Here is a 17,204-nt window from a genome sequence, read left to right as displayed (position 1 = left end):
TAGCGTCTGCCTGCCCCCCTGTGCCGTACGCAGCCCCGCACGCAGCCGTGTGAAGGAAGAGGCGCCCGATGGCCGACACCGGACAGCAGCAGAGTTACGAGCGCTACATGGGCGGGAGTCCGCAAGCCGAGCGCCGGCTGTTCCAGCGCCTGGCGCGGGAAGTGATGAAGGTCCAGGAGAAGAACCGGCGCGCGGCCAGGTCCGCGGGCCTGGAACGCACCCTGCACGCCAAGGCCGCCCTCGGCGTGGAGAACGCCCGCCTGCGCTTCCACGACGACCTCCCCGACGCCCTGCGCCGCGGCTTCGCACAGCCCGGCGCGGTCTACCCGGCGACCGTGCGGCTCTCCAACGCCAGCGGCATCCGGCAGGCCGACGGCGCGCCCGACCTGCGCGGCCTCGCCGTGCGCGTGACGGTGTCCGCCGAGGAGAACCACGACCTGCTGGCCACCAACCACCCGGTGTCGCACGCCCGCGACGCCCGCGAGTTCGTCGCCTTCGCCCGCGCCATGGCGGGCGCGACCACCCGGACGAAGAAGGCGCTGGCCCTGTTCGTCAAGCTCCCGCTCGCCGTCGGCCCCACCACCGCCACCCGCATGCGGCGCAACGTCAGGGCGGCCTCCCGGCATCCCGTCAGGAGCCTCGCGGCGGAGACGTACTGGAGCCGCAGCGCCATCCTCTGGGGCCGGGCCGGGCCCGTCCGCTATCTGCTGCGCCCGGTGCCGGGCGGCCCCGCCCCCGGCTCCGGCGGCGAGCGGCGCGACCCGCAGTACCTGCGCCGCGAGCTTGAGACGCGCCTGGTCCGGCACGACATCGCCTTCGACCTGTGCGTCCAGCGGTACGTCGACGAGCGGCGCACCCCCGTGGAGGACGGCTCCGTCGAGTGGCCGGAGTCCGTCGCGCCCGCGGTGGCCGTCGCCACGCTCACCATCCCCAGCCAGGACCTCGACACCGCTCAGGCGCGGGCCGCGGGCGGTCGCGTGGAGGTCATCGGCTTCAACCCCTGGTACACCACCGACGACTTCCGTCCGCTCGGCAATCTCAGCCGCGCCCGCAAGTCCGCCTACGAGGCCAGCGCGGCACACCGCCACGGACTGCGCTTCGTCACGGAGGAGCCCCTGCGCAACAAGGCGCTCGGCGCGCCGGTCGGCGCCGCGCTCCGCCTCCTCAACCGCTATGTGCCCTGGCACCGGCTGCCGCTGCAGGCGAGCCTGCTCAACCTCGTCTTCCTGCGCAAGGCACTGCGCCGCTTCAACCTCATCGACACCGACGTGTACGAGGCGCCGCCCGAGGCCGGGCCCGTGCCCGCCCCGTTCGACGAGCAGCTGCGCACCGTCCGGTCCTACGACGGGACCTACAACGACCTCTCCCGGCCCGCCATGGGCGCGGTCGGCGCGGTCTTCGGCCGCAACATCGAGCCGGTCTACCGCCCCGACCTCTTCGACGTCCCGAACCCGGTCACGGTCAGCCGCCAGCTCCTGTACCGGGACACGTTCCTGCCCGCGACCTCGCTGAACGTACTGGCCGCCGCCTGGATACAGTTCCAGGTCCACGACTGGGTCAACCACCGCCGCCACAAGCCGGGCGGCAAGTCCGTCGAGGTGCCGCTGCCGCCCGGCACGACCTGGCACAACACCCCGGGCGGCCCCGCCGAGAAGGTGATGCGCTTCGCCGAGAACGAGGGGCTCGAACTCCCCGGCGACCGGCCGCCGATCCTCTTCGACAACCTCGCGTCCCACTGGTGGGACGGCTCCGAGGTGTACGGCGAGAACGAGCGGACCGCCAAGTTCCTGCGGGAGCCCGACGGGGGAGCCAAACTCCGCCTGGACGACGGCCACCTGCCGATCGGCCCGAACGGTATCCCGCTGACCGGCTTCGCCGAGAGCTGGTGGATGGGCCTCAGCGCCATGCACACCCTCTTCGCCCGCGAGCACAACGCGGTCTGCGACGCGCTGCGGCACACGTACCCCTCGATGAGCGAGGAGAGCGTCTACCACACGGCACGCCTGGTCGTCTCCGCCCTCATCGCCAAGATCCACACGGTGGAGTGGACCCCGGCGATCCTCGCCACCGAGACCATCGACCTGGGCCTGCACACCAACTGGGACGGGCCGCCGGACCGCTGGCTGCAGAAGCTCGGCCTGTGGCTGTTCGAATCCCACTCGCTGACGGGAATCCCGAGGACGCTGCCCGACCACCACGGCACGCCGTACTCCCTGACGGAGGAGTTCGTCACCGTCTACCGCATGCACCCGCTGATCCCCGACGACTTCGAGATGCGCGAGCACCACTTCGGGCAGCGCCTCGAGACCCTCGGCTTCCGCGACATCCAGGGCGGCGCCGCCGAGGCCGCCATCCGCAAGACCGGCCTCGCCGACACGCTGTACTCCTTCGGCATCTCCCACCCGGGCGCGATCACGCTGCACAACTTCCCGCGCGCGCTCCAGCGGTTCGAGCGCGACGGCGAGATCATCGACCTGTCCGTCGTCGACCTGGTTCGCACCCGCAGGCGCGGCGTGCCCCGCTACAACGACTTCGTCGAGGGCCTGCACAAGCCGCGCATCCGCCGGTTCGAGGACCTCTCGCAGGACCCCGAGACCGTCGCCCGCCTCAAAGACGTCTACCGCTCCGTCGACGAGATCGACACCGTGGTCGGCCTGTTCGCCGAGAACCCGCCGCACGGCTTCGGCTTCAGCGACACCGCCTTCCGCGTCTTCATCCTGATGGCCACCCGACGGCTGCAGAGCGACCGCTTCCTGACCGTCGACTTCCGCCCCGAGATCTACACCCCGCTCGGCATCGACTGGGTGCAGAAGGGCGGCATGAACTCCGTCCTGCTGCGGCACTGCCCGGAGCTCGCGGGCCTGCTGCCGCGCGGCGCGAGCGCGTTCGCGCCATGGCGGCAGGTGCAGCCGGTGAGCGACGGCGGACCACGCGCCGGCGGCTGACGGCGGCCCCGGCATACCCGGGGCTCGCGGACCCGGCCGGAGATTTCGGGAAGGAGCCGGGCCGGGGACATGACACAGGCCCTCAACCCAGCGCCGGCACCGCACAGTCGACGAGGAACGGCCCCGGCTCCGCGAGCCCCCGCTTCAGCGCCACGGCGAACTCCTCCGCCGTCGTGGCCCGTTCGGCCGGCACCCCCATCCCGCGCGCCAGCGCGACGAAGTCGAGGGACGGCCCCGACAGATCCAGGAGCCGCCGCGCCCGCGCACCGCCCGCCGCCCCCACCGCCCCGAGCTCCAGATTCAGGATCGCGTACGACCCGTTGTCGAAGACGACCGTCGTGACGTCGAGCCCCTCCCGGGCCTGGGTCCACAGCGCCTGCAGCGTGTACATCGAGGCCCCGTCCCCGACCAGCGCCACCACGGGCCGGCCGGGGCAGGCCACCCCCGCCCCCACCGCGAGCGGCAGCCCCTGCCCCATCGCCCCGCCGGTCAGCGTCAGCCAGTCGTGCGGCGGCGCACCCGCGGTCGCCCCGGACAGCCAGAGACCCGAGGTGTTGGCCTCGTCGACGACCACGGCGTCCGCCGGGAGCAGCGCCCCGATCACGGCGGCCGCCGACTCGGCGGTCAGCTCACCGGTGGGCATCCCGGGCCGGACCGCCTCCTGGCGTACGGGCCTCGCGCACGGACCGACCACTTCGGCGAGCCCTTCGAGCGCCGCCGTCACATCCTCCGCGCCTGCCGCGAGCGTGTGCACCGTGCACCCGTCGGGAACCAAGGTGCCGCTCTGCCCCGGATGGGCGAAGAAGGAGACCGGCGACGCGGCTCCGGCCAGCACCAGGTGCCGTACGCCCGCGAGTTGGCGCACCGCGCCCGCGGCGAGGTAGCCGAGCCGCTCGACGGCGGGACGCCCCGCGCCCCGCTCCAGACGGGCCGGGAAGGTCTCGCACAGCAGCCGCGCCCCGCTCGCCCCGGCGATCCGCCCCGCGGCGGCGAGCCCGGCGCCGCGCGCGGCCGCCCCGCCGAGCAGCAGCGCGACCTCGTCACCCGACCGCAGCGCCGCGGCCGCGCCCGTCACGGCGTCCACGGAGACGAGGCCGCGCCGGGCGGGCGCGGGGCGCGGGGCGGCGGGCGGTCCGTCGGCCTGCGACCAGGACACGTCGGCGGGCACGACGAGCGTCGCGACGGCGCCGGGCGGTCCGGCCGCCGCGGCGACGGCGGCCGCGACATCACCGGCGAGCTCCGAGGCGTAGTACGTACGCCGCGTCCAGGCCGACACCGTGCGGGCCAGCGCCCCGATGTCGGACTCCAGGGGCGCGTCGAGCCGCTTGTGGTGCAGGGCGTGGTCGCCGACGACGTTGACCAGGGGCGTCGCGGCCCGCCGGGCGTTGTGCAGGTTCGCGAGGCCGCCCGCGAGGCCGGGGCCGAGGTGCAGCAGCGTGCAGGCGGCGCGGCCGGTCATCCGCCCGTATCCGTCCGCGGCACCCGTCGCCACGCCCTCGAAGAGGCAGAGGACGGGCCGCAGGCCGGGCGTCTTGTCGAGCGCGGCCACGAAGTGCATCTCGGAGGTGCCCGGGTTGGCGAAACACGCTCGGACACCCCCGGCCACGAGGCCGTCGACCAGGATCTGCGCTCCGTTCGGCATGGCGGTCCGCCTCTGCTCGGTGGCAATGGGGTGGGCGCGCGGTGGGGCGGCGGCCCCCGGTGCGTGGGAGAGGCCCAGTCTTCACGGAGTCCGGGGCGTGACGGCAGCCGGGATCCGGCCAGCCGCCGCGGGCACACCGGGGCCGAACCTGCGCCGGTAGTCCGACGGGCTGAGCCCCGTCTCGCGGCGCAGCCTGGCCCGCAGGTTGGCGGCGGTGCCCAGGCCGCTGCGGTGCGCGACCACGTCGATCCGCTCCTCGCCGCGCTCGATGAGTCGGCAGGCCAGGGCCACGCGTTCGCCGGTGAGCCAGGCCAGCGGAGTGGTGCCGAGCTGGGCCTGGAACCGGCGGTGCAGGGTCGCGGGGCTGACCCCGGCGCGGGCCGCGAGACCGGCCACGGTGAGCGGCTCGGCGAGACGCTCCTGCGCCCAGGCGAGCAGCGGCGCGAGGGACTCGTCCCGCACCTGCGGAACCGGCCGCTCCACGAACTGCCGCTGTCCGCCGTCCCGGTGGGCGGCGAAGACGAGGCGCCTGCTCACGGAGTTGGCGACCTCCGCGCCGAAGTCGCCGCGCACCACGTACAGGCTCAGATCGAGGGCGGCGGCGCTGCCCGCGGCGGTGAGGATGTCGCCGTCGTCCACGAAGAGCACGTCCGGTTCGAGCCGCACGGCCGGAAATCGCTCACGAAAGGGGCGCGCCCACTGCCAGTGGGTGGCGGCCCGGCGTCCGTCGAGGATGCCGGACTCGGCGAGCGCGAAGGCGCCGGTGCAGAAGCTCATGATCCTGGCGCCCCGCGCGTGGGCGCGCCGGACGGCGTCGAGCACGGCCGGGGCGCGCGGCACGGTGTGGTCGGGGCGGCCCGGCATGATCAAGGTGTCCGCCGTGTCGGCGGCGTCGAGTCCCGGTACGCCGGTCAGGCTGAAGAACCCGTGGTTCATCCGCACCTCGGGCCCGGTGGCGCACAGCACGATCTCGTACAGGGCGCCGGGCAGGCCGAGTTCGGGGCGCGGCAGCCCGAACACCTCGGTGGCGACGCCGACTTCGAAGGGGTTGGTCCCCTCGTCGATGACGACCACGACGCGGTGCGGGGGCGCCTGCGTCCGCGCCCGCATCCGCGCCTGTGGCGGCGTCGGCGGTTGCGAGGATTCTTGCGGCATGCGCGATTTCTAGCACTCGTGGTGGCGGCGCGTCACGCCGGAAGATCGATGTCATGAACCCGGAACCACACCTCAAGAACAGCGAACCTCTCTCCCTGGACCAGGCGCTCGCCTCCTTCGACGACCTGTGGAGCCCGCGCATCGTCACCTCCGTCAACGACTACGACGTCCGCGTCGCCAAGGTCGAGGGCGAGCACGTCTGGCACGTCCACGACGACACCGACGAGTTCTTCCTCGTACTCGGCGGCGAGCTCCACATCGATCTGCGCGAGCCCGTGGGGGAGCGCCGCGTCACGCTGGAGCAGGGCTCGGTCTTCACCGTCCCGCGCGGCACCGAGCACCGGCCGTACGCCCCCGACGGCGCCCGCATCCTGCTCTTCGAACCCACCGGCACCCTGACCGTCGGCGACCGCCACGAGGAGATCCCGGACCACGTGGACGCGACCGCGGGACACCCGCTCAGCTAGCGCCCCGACGCGTAACCCCACAGGTCAGAGCCCTCACGCCCGCTCATACGGGCAGAGATCGTAAGAGACCCGTCAAGAGGCCCGCCGGCGCCGTATGGAGGGCGTCAACGCAGGACGGAACGGCTCGAACGGACGCTTTCCTCTAATCGTCCGTTCGAGCAGTTCCCCCATCTCTTCCGTCAGGAGCTCACGATGGCCGACCTGGCCTTCGTCGTCACCACGATCGCGGTCTTCGCGCTGGTGGCAGCCGTCGCCAAGGGGGTGACCAAGCTGTGACCGCCGAGAACGTCGTCGGCCTCGTCGTGGCCGTCGCCCTCCTTGGCTATCTCGTCCTCGCCCTCGTCTTTCCGGAGAGGTTCTGAGTACGGATATGAGCCCCGTCCTTGCCGGTGTGCTCCAGCTGCTCGCCCTGGTGGCGGCGCTCGCACTCGCATACCGCCCGCTCGGCGACCACATGGCCCGCGTCTACAACTCGAAGGAGCACCTTCGCGTCGAGAAGTGGATCTACCGGGCCATCGGCGCCGACCCCGACACGGAGATGCGGTGGCCCGCGTACCTGCGCGGCGTCCTCGCCTTCTCCGCCATCGGCGTCCTCTTCCTCTACCTGCTCCAGCGGCTCCAGGGCTCGCTGCCAGGATCACTCGGCTTCCGCTCCATCGACCCGGACCAGGCCTTCAACACCGCCGCCTCGTTCGTGGCGAACACCAACTGGCAGTCGTACGCCGGTGAACAGGCCATGGGCCACGTCGTGCAGACCGGCGGCCTCGCCGTGCAGAACTTCGTCTCCGCGGCCGTGGGCATCGCGGTCGCGGTGGCCCTGGTACGCGGCTTCGCCCGCTCCCGCACGGGTGAACTGGGCAACTTCTGGGCCGACCTGGTGCGCGGCACCGTCCGCGTCCTGCTCCCGATCTCCGTCGTCGGCGCGCTCGTCCTCGTAGCCTGCGGCGCCCTGCAGAACTTCTCCGGCATCCATGAGGTCGGGCAGTTCATGGGCGGCAAGCAGCAGTGGAACGGCGGCGCCATCGCCTCGCAGGAGGTCATCAAGGAGCTGGGCACGAACGGGGGCGGCTACTTCAACGCCAACTCCGCGCACCCCTTCGAGAACCCCAGCCCGTTCTCGAACCTCTTCGAGATCTTCCTGATCCTTCTCATCCCGTTCGCGCTGACGCGGACCTTCGGCAAGATGGTCGGCTCGGTCAGGCAGGGCTACGCCATCCTCGCCACGATGGCGACAATCTGGCTCGCCTTCACCGCGCTGATGATGTGGACCGAGTTCCACCACGGCGGCCCGGCCCACGACCTGGCGGGCGGGGCCATGGAGGGCAAGGAGACCCGCTTCGGGATCGGCGGGTCGTCGATCTTCGCGGTGGCCACCACCCTCACCTCCACCGGCGCCGTGAACTCCTTCCACTCCTCCTACACCGGCTTCGGCGGCGGCATCGAGATGCTCGGCATGCAACTCGGCGAGATCGCGCCGGGCGGCGTCGGCTCCGGCCTCTACGGCATGCTCGTCATGGCGGTCATCGCGGTCTTCATCGCGGGCCTGATGGTCGGCAGGACGCCGGAGTACCTGGGCAAGAAGATCGGCACCCGCGAGATCAAGCTGGCGGCCTGCTACATCCTGATCACCCCGGCGCTCGTCCTCGGCTTCACGGCCGTCGCGACGGCCCTGCCCACGCCGGGGAACTCGATGACCAACTCCGGCGCGCACGGCTTCTCCGAGATCCTCTACGCCTACACCTCCGGGGCCAACAACAACGGCTCGGCCTTCGCGGGCCTGAACGCCGACACCCAGTGGTTCAACAGCACGATCGGCATCGCGATGCTGCTCGGCCGCTTCCTGCCGATGGTGTTCGTGCTGGCCCTCGCGGGCTCGCTGGCGCAGCAACGGCCGGTCCCGGCGACCACGGGAACCCTGCGCACCGAGAAACCGCTCTTCACCGGCTTGCTGGTCGGCGCAATCATGATCATCACCGGTCTGACCTATTTCCCCGCGCTCGCGCTGGGACCGCTTGCCGAGGGGCTTGCGTCATGAGCACACACCTGCACGAGAACGAGCCCGGCGACCGGAGCGGCGGTTCCGTCGCCACCGCGGACCGCGCCCCCCACCAGGACCTTCCCACCGGTCACACCGCCACCCACGACACCCGGGTCGGCGCAGGCCTCTTCGACCCGGCCCAACTCCTGACGTCGCTGCCGGACGCCTTCCGCAAACTTTCGCCGCGTGTGATGGTCAAGTCCCCGGTCATGTTCGTCGTCCTGATCGGCTCGGTGGTCACCACCGTCCTCGCGATCCTGGACCCGGGGGACTGGTTCGGCTGGGCGATCACCGCCTGGCTCTGGCTGACCACGATCTTCGCCAACCTCGCGGAGGCCGTCGCCGAGGGCCGCGGCAAGGCGCAGGCGGACACGCTGCGCAAGGCCAAGACCGACACGGTGGCGCGCCGCCTGACCGGCGGAGGCGAGGAGTCGGTGCCCGGCACCGACCTGCGCGTCGGCGACCTGGTCGTCTGCGAGGCGGGCGACATCATCCCCGGCGACGGAGACGTCGTCGAGGGCGTGGCCTCCGTCGACGAGTCCGCCATCACCGGCGAATCGGCCCCCGTCATCCGCGAGTCCGGCGGCGACAGGTCCGCCGTCACGGGCGGTACGAGGGTGCTCTCCGACCGCGTCGTCATCAAGATCACGACGAAGCCCGGCGAGACGTTCATCGACCGCATGATCAACCTGGTGGAGGGCGCGGCCCGGCAGCGCACACCCAACGAGATCGCGCTGAACATCCTCCTCGCCTCCCTCACCATCGTCTTCCTGCTCGCCGTCGTCACCCTCAAGCCCTTCGCGATCTACGCCGGGGCCGACGACCAGACCTCGCTGATCGTCCTGACGGCGCTGCTCGTCTGCCTGATCCCGACGACCATCGGCGCCCTGCTCTCCGCGATCGGCATCGCCGGCATGGACCGCCTGGTCCAGCGCAACGTCCTCGCCATGTCGGGCCGTGCGGTGGAAGCGGCGGGCGACGTGTCGACGCTGCTCCTGGACAAGACCGGCACCATCACCCTCGGCAACCGCCAGGCCGCCGAGTTCGTCCCGGTCCGCGGCACCACCGAGGCCGAGGTCGCCGACGCCGCCCAGCTCTCCTCACTGGCCGACGAGACGCCCGAGGGCCGCTCCATCGTCGTACTCGCCAAGGAGAAGTACGGCCTGCGCGAACGCCACCAGGGCGAGCTGACCGGCGCCGAATGGGTCCCCTTCACCGCGCAGACCCGGATGTCCGGCGTGGACATCGAAGGCCGCAAGGTCCGCAAGGGCGCGACCGGCTCGGTCATCGCCTGGGTCGAGGAGCGCGGCGGCGAGGTCGCCCCCGACGCGCGGACCCTGCACGACTCGATCTCCCAGGCCGGCGGCACCCCGCTGCTCGTCGCCCTGGAGGACGAGAACGGCGCCCGGGTCCTCGGGGTGATCCACCTCAAGGACGTCGTCAAGGAGGGCATGCGCGAGCGGTTCGACGAACTGCGCCGCATGGGCATCAAGACCGTCATGATCACGGGCGACAACCCGCTGACCGCCAAGGCCATCGCGGACGAGGCGGGCGTGGACGACTTCCTCGCCGAGGCCACCCCCGAGGACAAGATGGCGCTGATCAAGCGCGAGCAGGCCGGCGGCAAGCTGGTCGCGATGACCGGCGACGGCACGAACGACGCTCCCGCGCTCGCGCAGGCGGACGTCGGCGTGGCCATGAACACGGGGACGTCGGCCGCCAAGGAGGCCGGAAACATGGTCGACCTCGACTCCAACCCCACCAAGCTCATCGAGATCGTCGAGATCGGCAAGCAACTCCTCATCACCCGGGGCGCCCTGACGACCTTCTCGATCGCCAACGACGTCGCGAAGTACTTCGCGATCATCCCGGCCATGTTCGCCGTCGCGTACCCGAGCCTCGACAAGCTCAACATCATGAACCTGTCGTCGCCGGAGTCCGCGATCCTCTCGGCGGTCGTCTTCAACGCGCTGATCATCGTGGCCCTCGTGCCGCTGGCCCTGAAAGGCGTGCGGTACCGGCCGATGACGGCCGACCGGATGCTGCGGCGCAACCTCGGCGTCTACGGTCTCGGCGGCCTCATTGCCCCGTTCATCGGCATCAAGATCATCGACGTACTCCTCTCCCTCCTCCCCGGCATTGGGTGACGCGGTCATGAACAACAACTCCGTACGGAACTCCGCCCGGCTGCTGGGGGCGGGCCTGCGCGCCCTGCTCGTCCTGACCGCGCTCTGCGGCGTCCTCTACCCGCTGGCGGTGACCGGCGTCGCCCAGGCCCTCTTCCACGACAAGGCCAACGGCTCCGAGGTGAGCGCGCACGGCAGGACCGTCGGCTCCGAACTCATCGGCCAGCGCTACGACCTGCCGCTGAAGAAGGGCCAGAAGACACCCGAGCCGGACCTCAGGTGGTTCCAGCCGCGCCCCTCCAACGGCCTCGGCGAGAACAGCGTCAACACCCGTTACGAACTGCTCGTCTCCGGCGCCACCAACCTCTCCGGCGACAACAAGGAGCTGATCGACCAGGTGAAGGCCGCGAAGGCAGCCGTGATCAGGGACAACTCGACCCCGACCCACAGGCTCACCCCCGCCGACGTCCCGCCCGACGCGGTCACGTCCTCCGGCTCCGGCCTGGACCCCCACATCTCCCCGGCCTACGCCAGCCTCCAGACCCACCGCGTGGCCGCCCGCAACCACCTATCCGTACGCCAGGTACAGCACCTGATATCCGCCAACACCGACGCCCGAACCCTCGGCTTCATGGGCGAACCGAGGGTCAACGTCCTCCGACTCAACATCGCGCTGAGCGAGCTGACGGGGAGGAACTGAGTCGGAGTCGTGCTGCCTGTGCGGGGCTCCGGCCGCGTGGCGGGGCCCCGCCGATGACGGACCGGCCGAGCTGGATGTTGGATACGTAGACGTGTGGACGCGGAGGTCTTGGTGTCTCGGTAGAGATCACCGATGCTCTGTTGCAGGCGTGCCGGAGACCGGTCCGCTGAAGTCGCTTGGTCAACCCAGCGGCGCGGCTGCCGGGCTGGGGCGGCGACCTGTCCCAGAGACCGCAGATGAACCAGGGATTCCTAGGTGATGGGTCGATGAAGTACCCATGCCGACCGAGCCGAAGGTGGATATCCGTCTGACCTGACGGACGAGCAGTGGGCACTGAAGGGCCCTTGCTCCCTCAGACCAGGGTGGGCCCCAAGGGCGAGCGGCGGGAGAAGTGTCCGTGACGGCGGGGCGTGGACGCGATCTTCTATGTGGTGCGGGCAGGGTGTGGTCCGTCAGCCTCCCAAACCTGACCGCGCAGGATGCGGAGAACGTCCAGGACCGCGATGGCACGAAGGGCCCCCTGCCGTGGCCCGGCTTGACCACCCGGGCGTCCGGAAGGTCTGGGCAGACCAGGGCTTCGCCGGCCGCCTCGTTGATTGGACCTCCACCATTCTCGGCCGCGATTTGGTGATCGTCCGCAAGGCCCCCGACCAGAAGGGCTCCAAGGTCCTGCTCCCCGAACCGCACCGGACCTCGGACGCTGCCGGACAGGCAGCGGACGGGACGGCCGGACAGCGGGGGCGTCTGGACCCCACTGTCACGTGGTTGGTCATGCCGCAGCCCCGGAAAAGCAAAAAACCCCTGATCAACAGGGGTCTCAGCTGGTGTCCGAGGGGGGACTTGACCTCTCCCTTCGGGCATCAGCCCATTGGTTAGCTGACCTGCGGGAATGTCCGCGGCACGCTGATGAGTTGACGGCTGGCGTTGGTCGTGCATTCCCCCCGTTTCCGCCCGTTCCGGACCGCTGTTGGTCATGCGTTGGTCACGTGACCAACCACTGTCCACCCCAGCTCAGAGCCCCCGTCGCCCTGACTCGCACCCGCCAAGTTATGCGAGAACGTGACTAAAGTGCGGGCCTACCTTGTGTCGTGGGAATGACCGTCCGTAGCTTGCTGAGCACACAGACCGGAGGGGGTCTCAGTGGACGAACTACGCATGATCGCGGGCGGACCGTGCCGGAGCGATGACGACGACAAGTGCGGCAACGGTGACTGCCCGACTGTGTACGAGACGGCAGATCCCGCGATGTTGGCGATACAGGGGTACGACGTGGACCGCTGGACGCCCGAAGGCGAGTCCGTTGTCCTGATCCCCGAGGAGACCCTGAAGGAGGCCGCACGTGCCCGTGGATGGCTCTAGCCCAACCTTCCTGGACGGCGAGGAGTGGCAGGCGTACTTCCGGGACTTCAAGCGCTCCGCGTTCCGCTTGGAGGTCCACCAGACGTACACCATGCCTGCCGAGGCGGAGACGGTCCGTTCATTCCTCGCTGGGGAGCCGCTGCCGGAAGGCTTCAATGCTCCGTGGCGCGACCTGATCCGGGATCACGCTGTGGCCGGGCGCAGGATGACGCGGGCGAAGATCGTGCGACGGCCGCTGACCGACTACAGCCGCTATCTGTTTGAGTGGTGCATTCCCGGCAACGTCGCGGCCGGGGAGAACTATCAGATAGTTGACCTGACGGACGCCCCGATTCCGGGACTTCCGGAACAAGACTTCTGGCTGTTCGACGAAAGCACGGTGGTTCACCTGAACTACCGTGCTGACGGAACGCAGATCAACCGTGAACTGATTCACGATCCTGACATTAGTAAGTACCTCGCATGGCGGGATCTAGCACTCGAAAGCGCAGTTCCATTCAGTGCCTATCGAACCTGAGACGCAGGCGCAGGAGCGCAAGGATTTGGCGGGGGCTCTACGGAGCCTCCGCCGTGCTTCTGGGCTGAGCGGCGAACGCCTCGCTGTTCGCTGCAACATGAGTCAGACAAAGATCAGCCGCATTGAGACCGGTCGAGCACTTCCGACGGTTATGGATGTTGAGCGCATCCTGAAAGCTCTTGCGGTTCCGACCCAAGTGGCTGACGAAATACTTCGGCTTGCTCGCAGGGCTAACGTCGACTATGCGTCATGGCGTGCCTATGCCCGTGTAGGCATGCACCAGAAGCAAGCCGAGTTGAAGGCGCTGGAGTCCTCCTCGCACGTGATGAGGCACTTCCTCCCCGCCATCCCGACCGGCCTCTTGCACGTCCGGGCCTACGCGACCGCCACCCTGTCACCCACGGTCGAGGGTGATCCGGCACGGGATGTGACCAGGGCTGTAGACGCCCGCATGGAGCGACAGAGGGTCCTGGACGACACCTCCCGCTCGTTCTCCTTCCTGATGACGGAGCAAGCCGTCAAATGGCGCCGAGCGGCACCGGAGGTCATGGCGGCCCAGTGCGCCCACATGGCCGAGGTCAACGAGAAGCCGAACGTGCGCCTGGGGGTCATTCCGCAGATAGCGGAGGTTCCTGGAACCCCCATGAACATTTTTGTTGTCTATGACGATCGGCTCGTGACGGTCGAAATGTTCTCCGGGGAAGTCGTTCTGCGTGACCCTCGCGACATAGCCCAGCACCTGAATCTGTTTGAGATGTTCTGGTCCTATGCCCTGACGGATGAAGCCGCTTCCGCCTTTCTTGCTGAAGTATCAGAAGGATTTATGCGTCAACGTAACTAGTGCTTCCCTCGGCCCCGTTGGCTCCCGATGATGGATGCATGGCGAGCAACGAGGAACCGCAGCAGCATGGTTGGAGACTCGATCCGATTCCCAGCCGGAAGGCGTACCGAGACGGCGACGGAAACATTCGCGTCCCCATGTGGATTGCCAGGGATGGCAAGCACGTGGCAGACACAGAAATGGTTCTGCTGCCGTCGGAGGCGGAATTGCTGAGCGAGCGTCTGACAGATGCGGTCGGCGGTTCGCGCTCGATCATGCAGGAGCTGTTTCACCGTCATGCCATTGCCGAAGGACCGGGCGTGACGCTTGTTTCCAAGCTCCCCTTTCCCGCCTGAGACGGTACTCAGGATCCCCATGGATTCCGCCCTGCCACGGGCGGTAGACGGCCCTGCTCTGGGCTGTTCAAACGATTCAGGAAGGCACAGCGATGACCGACCTGTACGACCTCCCCCTGCCCGAGACCGCCGCGTTCAAGAAGGCGTGCGGAGGTAACACGGACCCTGATGGCGAGTCCTGCGCGACCCTCGCGAAGATCGGCCCCGACGCGTGGGCGCTGGGTGACAGCAAGCGTCCCGAGATGACGCCGCTGCGGTTCACCACGGCCGAGCTGGACGCGGCCGGTATCGCCCCGGCTCGCTTCGGCCTGTCGGCCTAACGGCCCCCTGCCTCCGACCGGCCTCCGCCCCCCTCCGTAAGGCGGAGACCGGTCGGACTCCATTCCTCCGTACTCCCCCGAAGGGGACGACAGTTGCACCACCATGGGTATCTGTGGACTGGACCGAAGCAACGGTTCGATGACGAGGCGCTGAGGCGGCCTCCCCACCCTGACCCGCCTCCGGCAGACGGTAAGCCGGAACTGATTCAGCGACACAGGGAAGTAAAGGCGGAGTTCCCCATGGTGGACCTCCCGCCACTCGAAACGTCGTACTGGCTCATCAAGCCCAGGAAGCTCGTGCGCGGCACCTGGGCTGAGCCGAAGGAAGCGGCGGAATGGCTCGGGGAACGGCTTACCGAGTACGCGCCTAGGTTCGCCTCCGAGTCGGGCCGCGACAGTACGCGGCTGGTGGTACTGGTCAACTCGGCAGTCGAAACGCTCGGTTGGGGCGGCGACGTGTCCCACGGCTTCTACCTCGAACGGCCCTCGTATCTGTCCCTGGCCCTGGTGTGCTGTTCACCGAATCGGGCCATGCCGGAACTGGAGTGCCCGTTGCGGTAGGCCCTCTCTCAACAACAAAGCCCCGGTCCGAAATGGGCCGGGGCTTGCTTGTGTTGGTTTGGTTGGAGGAGTGCTCGGAAGGTGTTGGCGTCGAGCGGTTCCGGGCGCTTCGGTTCCGGCACGGGGACCGGGGCGGGGTGGGCGTGGCCCGGTAGGCGTCCATGCGGAGAACCGTGGCGCCATTCCGTGCAGGTGCGGCCGGCCGGGATCCGGGGAGCGGTTCCGGCTCCCGTTCCGGTGACAGTGCAGCGGCCGGCCGCTGGGTCGGCAGGGTCTCGCCGAGGATGCGCGCGTACCGGCGGACGATCCGCCACAGCGGCCGGGCGTCCTCGGAGAGCGTGATCACGCGGGGCCGGGCGGTGGCCCACCCATAAGCGTCGGACAGTTCCGAGCCGTCGACCTTCGGCAGGCTTAAGAACGGAGCCCAGAAGCTCGCCGCCTCCGGAGCGAACAGGCTCGGCCTGTCATCCCTGGTCTGACCTGGGGAATCTCTGGGCCGTTGGTCACGTGGTTGGTCACGCCACTGCCCTGAAATGCAGAAAACCCCACATGAAGTGGGGTCTCAGCTGGTGTCCGAGGGGGGACTTGAACCCCCACGCCCGTTAAAGGGCACTAGCACCTCAAGCTAGCGCGTCTGCCATTCCGCCACCCGGACAAGGTGTCTGTCTTCGCGGGGCGTTCCCCGCGGCGACACAGAGAACATTACCAGGCCTCCAGGGGTGCCCGATCACCCCCGCCACCCGCTGTGAACTGCTGATGACGACACCCGCCCGCCCTTGGGCGTGGAGCCGCGGAGAGAGAGGATGAGGGGGACCACCAGCAGCGAATGCGGGAGGAACCAGCGTGAGCGGGTCCAGCACGGGCAAGGCCGTCACCGGTGAGGACGAGGTCGTCGACCTCTGTCGCGAACTGATCCAGATCGATACGAGCAACTACGGCGACCACTCGGGCCCGGGGGAGCGCAAGGCCGCCGAGTACGTCGCGGAGAAACTCGCCGAGGTGGGTCTCGAACCGAAGATCTTCGAGTCCCACCCCGGCAGGGCCTCCACGGTCGCCAGGATCGAGGGCGAGGACCCGTCGCGGCCCGCGCTGCTCATCCACGGCCACACGGACGTCGTGCCCGCCAACGCCGTGGACTGGACGCACCATCCCTTCTCCGGGGAGGTCGCGGACGGCTGCGTCTGGGGCCGGGGCGCCGTCGACATGAAGGACATGGACGCGATGACCCTCGCTGTTGTCCGCGAGCGGATGCGCAGCGGCCGCAAGCCGCCGCGGGACATCGTCCTCGCCTTCCTCGCGGACGAGGAGGCGGGCGGCACGTACGGTGCGCGCTACCTCGTCGACAACCACCCCGGTCTCTTCGAGGGGTGCACGGAGGCGATCAGCGAGGTCGGCGGCTTCTCCTTCACGGTCAACGAGAACCTGCGGCTCTACCTCGTCGAGACGGCCCAGAAGGGCATGCACTGGATGAAGCTGACCGTGGACGGCACCGCGGGACACGGCTCGATGATCCACAAGGACAACGCGATCACCGAGCTGTCCGAGGCCGTCGGCAGGCTCGGACGGCACAAGTTCCCGGTACGGGTCACCAAGACGCTGCGGCACTTCCTCGACGAGCTCGGCGACGCGCTCGGCACCGAGCTCGACCCGGAGAACATGGACGAGACGCTCGCCAAGCTCGGCGGCATCGCCAAGCTCATCGGCGCCTCCCTGCAGAACACCGCCAACCCGACGCAGCTCGGCGCAGGCTACAAGGTGAACGTGATCCCCGGGCAGGCCACCGCGCACGTCGACGGCCGCTACCTGCCGGGTTACGAGGAGGAGTTCCTGGCCGACCTCGACCGGCTGCTCGGCCCCCGGGTCAAGCGCGAGGACGTCCATGCCGACAAGGCTCTGGAGACCACCTTCGACGGCGCGCTCGTCGACGCCATGCAGACCGCCCTGCGGGCCGAGGACCCGATCGCCCGTGCCGTGCCGTACATGCTCTCGGCCGGCACGGACGCCAAGTCCTTCGACGACCTCGGCATCCGCGGCTTCGGCTTCGCGCCGCTGAAGCTGCCGCCGGAGCTGGACTTCGCGGGCATGTTCCACGGCGTCGACGAGCGGGTGCCGGTCGACGGCCTGAAGTTCGGCGTCCGGGTGCTCGACCGGTTCATCGACGCTTCCTGACCGAGTCCGACCGGGAAGCGTCCGGGAAT

15 protein-coding genes and 1 tRNA gene are annotated in these 17,204 nt (G+C 69.5%); 13 read left to right on the top strand and 3 right to left on the bottom strand.

Features of this window, described 5'->3' with window-relative positions:
* Positions 1 to 68: 68 nt before the first annotated feature.
* Positions 69 to 2,945, top strand: a complete 2,877-nt coding sequence (locus AC07DI_RS24620; protein WP_478906120.1) for a peroxidase family protein — start codon at positions 69 to 71, stop codon at positions 2,943 to 2,945.
* 82 nt (positions 2,946 to 3,027) lie between these two features.
* Here AC07DI_RS24620 and AC07DI_RS24615 read toward each other — a convergent pair whose 3' ends face one another.
* Complete coding sequence (locus AC07DI_RS24615; protein WP_478906119.1) at positions 3,028 to 4,587, bottom strand: acetolactate synthase large subunit; 1,560 nt, start codon at positions 4,585 to 4,587, stop codon at positions 3,028 to 3,030.
* 81 nt (positions 4,588 to 4,668) lie between these two features.
* A complete protein-coding gene (locus tag AC07DI_RS24610) occupies positions 4,669 to 5,697 on the bottom strand; it encodes a GlxA family transcriptional regulator (protein WP_384251727.1) in 1,029 nt (342 codons plus the stop codon).
* 98 nt (positions 5,698 to 5,795) lie between these two features.
* On the opposite strand from AC07DI_RS24610, the gene AC07DI_RS24605 reads away from it, so the two are divergent.
* The 11 genes from AC07DI_RS24605 to AC07DI_RS24555 all read left to right on the top strand — a co-directional run bounded on the left by AC07DI_RS24605 (position 5,796) and on the right by AC07DI_RS24555 (position 15,006).
* The gene (locus AC07DI_RS24605) at positions 5,796 to 6,209 is read left to right on the top strand and encodes a cupin domain-containing protein (RefSeq protein ID WP_478906118.1); all 414 of its coding nucleotides are present in this window, start codon (positions 5,796 to 5,798) and stop codon (positions 6,207 to 6,209) included.
* 272 nt (positions 6,210 to 6,481) lie between these two features.
* Positions 6,482 to 6,571, top strand: coding sequence for a K(+)-transporting ATPase subunit F (gene kdpF, locus AC07DI_RS24600; protein ID WP_037802756.1), 90 nt, complete (start codon positions 6,482 to 6,484; stop codon positions 6,569 to 6,571).
* 8 nt (positions 6,572 to 6,579) lie between these two features.
* Positions 6,580 to 8,244, top strand: coding sequence for a potassium-transporting ATPase subunit KdpA (gene kdpA, locus AC07DI_RS24595; RefSeq protein ID WP_478906117.1), 1,665 nt, complete (start codon positions 6,580 to 6,582; stop codon positions 8,242 to 8,244).
* Positions 8,241 to 10,394 carry a potassium-transporting ATPase subunit KdpB gene (gene kdpB, locus AC07DI_RS24590; protein ID WP_384251580.1) on the top strand — a complete coding sequence of 718 codons (2,154 nt, stop codon included), beginning with the start codon at positions 8,241 to 8,243 and terminating at the stop codon, positions 10,392 to 10,394. Before kdpA ends, kdpB begins: the two co-directional genes overlap by 4 nt.
* A gap of 7 nt (positions 10,395 to 10,401) precedes the next feature.
* Entirely contained in the window at positions 10,402 to 11,073 is a 672-nt protein-coding gene (locus AC07DI_RS24585) for a potassium-transporting ATPase subunit C (protein ID WP_384251583.1), read from the top strand.
* Between the two features lie 1,140 nt (positions 11,074 to 12,213).
* Positions 12,214 to 12,432, top strand: a complete 219-nt coding sequence (locus AC07DI_RS24580; protein WP_478906116.1) for a hypothetical protein — start codon at positions 12,214 to 12,216, stop codon at positions 12,430 to 12,432.
* On the top strand, positions 12,413 to 12,949 hold the full coding sequence (locus AC07DI_RS24575; RefSeq protein WP_478906115.1) for a DUF6879 family protein: 537 nt from the start codon (positions 12,413 to 12,415) through the stop codon (positions 12,947 to 12,949). The genes AC07DI_RS24580 and AC07DI_RS24575 overlap by 20 nt, the downstream gene beginning before the upstream one ends.
* Positions 12,933 to 13,790, top strand: a complete 858-nt coding sequence (locus AC07DI_RS24570; protein ID WP_478906114.1) for a helix-turn-helix domain-containing protein — start codon at positions 12,933 to 12,935, stop codon at positions 13,788 to 13,790. Before AC07DI_RS24575 ends, AC07DI_RS24570 begins: the two co-directional genes overlap by 17 nt.
* Positions 13,791 to 13,828: 38 nt before the next feature.
* Positions 13,829 to 14,125, top strand: coding sequence for a hypothetical protein (locus tag AC07DI_RS24565; RefSeq protein ID WP_478906113.1), 297 nt, complete (start codon positions 13,829 to 13,831; stop codon positions 14,123 to 14,125).
* A gap of 92 nt (positions 14,126 to 14,217) precedes the next feature.
* On the top strand, positions 14,218 to 14,445 hold the full coding sequence (locus AC07DI_RS24560; protein WP_478906112.1) for a DUF397 domain-containing protein: 228 nt from the start codon (positions 14,218 to 14,220) through the stop codon (positions 14,443 to 14,445).
* A gap of 93 nt (positions 14,446 to 14,538) precedes the next feature.
* A complete protein-coding gene (locus AC07DI_RS24555) occupies positions 14,539 to 15,006 on the top strand; it encodes a hypothetical protein (protein ID WP_478906111.1) in 468 nt (155 codons plus the stop codon).
* 567 nt (positions 15,007 to 15,573) lie between these two features.
* On the opposite strand, the gene AC07DI_RS24550 is transcribed toward AC07DI_RS24555, so the two are convergent.
* Positions 15,574 to 15,661, bottom strand: a tRNA-Leu gene (locus tag AC07DI_RS24550).
* A 188-nt stretch (positions 15,662 to 15,849) separates the two neighbouring features.
* Here AC07DI_RS24550 and AC07DI_RS24545 point away from each other — a divergent pair.
* Entirely contained in the window at positions 15,850 to 17,175 is a 1,326-nt protein-coding gene (locus AC07DI_RS24545) for a M20/M25/M40 family metallo-hydrolase (RefSeq protein WP_478906110.1), read from the top strand.
* Positions 17,176 to 17,204 lie beyond the last annotated feature (29 nt).

The sequence above is a fragment of the Streptomyces sp. NPDC044106 genome, from assembly GCF_056433985.1.
The sequence above is the reverse complement of the archived record's forward strand: the minus strand, read 5'-3'. Positions and strand labels throughout refer to the sequence as shown.

Coding starts and splice junctions, on each gene's coding strand:
- AC07DI_RS24615 (WP_478906119.1), bottom strand. CDS start 4,587: ATGCCGAACGGAGCGCAGATCCTGGTCGACGGCCTCGTGGCCGGGGGT.
- kdpB (WP_384251580.1), top strand. CDS start 8,241: ATGAGCACACACCTGCACGAGAACGAGCCCGGCGACCGGAGCGGCGGT.
- AC07DI_RS24565 (WP_478906113.1), top strand. CDS start 13,829: ATGGCGAGCAACGAGGAACCGCAGCAGCATGGTTGGAGACTCGATCCG.
- AC07DI_RS24610 (WP_384251727.1), bottom strand. CDS start 5,697: ATGCGGGCGCGGACGCAGGCGCCCCCGCACCGCGTCGTGGTCGTCATC.
- AC07DI_RS24620 (WP_478906120.1), top strand. CDS start 69: ATGGCCGACACCGGACAGCAGCAGAGTTACGAGCGCTACATGGGCGGG.
- AC07DI_RS24585 (WP_384251583.1), top strand. CDS start 10,402: ATGAACAACAACTCCGTACGGAACTCCGCCCGGCTGCTGGGGGCGGGC.
- AC07DI_RS24560 (WP_478906112.1), top strand. CDS start 14,218: ATGACCGACCTGTACGACCTCCCCCTGCCCGAGACCGCCGCGTTCAAG.
- AC07DI_RS24605 (WP_478906118.1), top strand. CDS start 5,796: ATGAACCCGGAACCACACCTCAAGAACAGCGAACCTCTCTCCCTGGAC.
- kdpA (WP_478906117.1), top strand. CDS start 6,580: ATGAGCCCCGTCCTTGCCGGTGTGCTCCAGCTGCTCGCCCTGGTGGCG.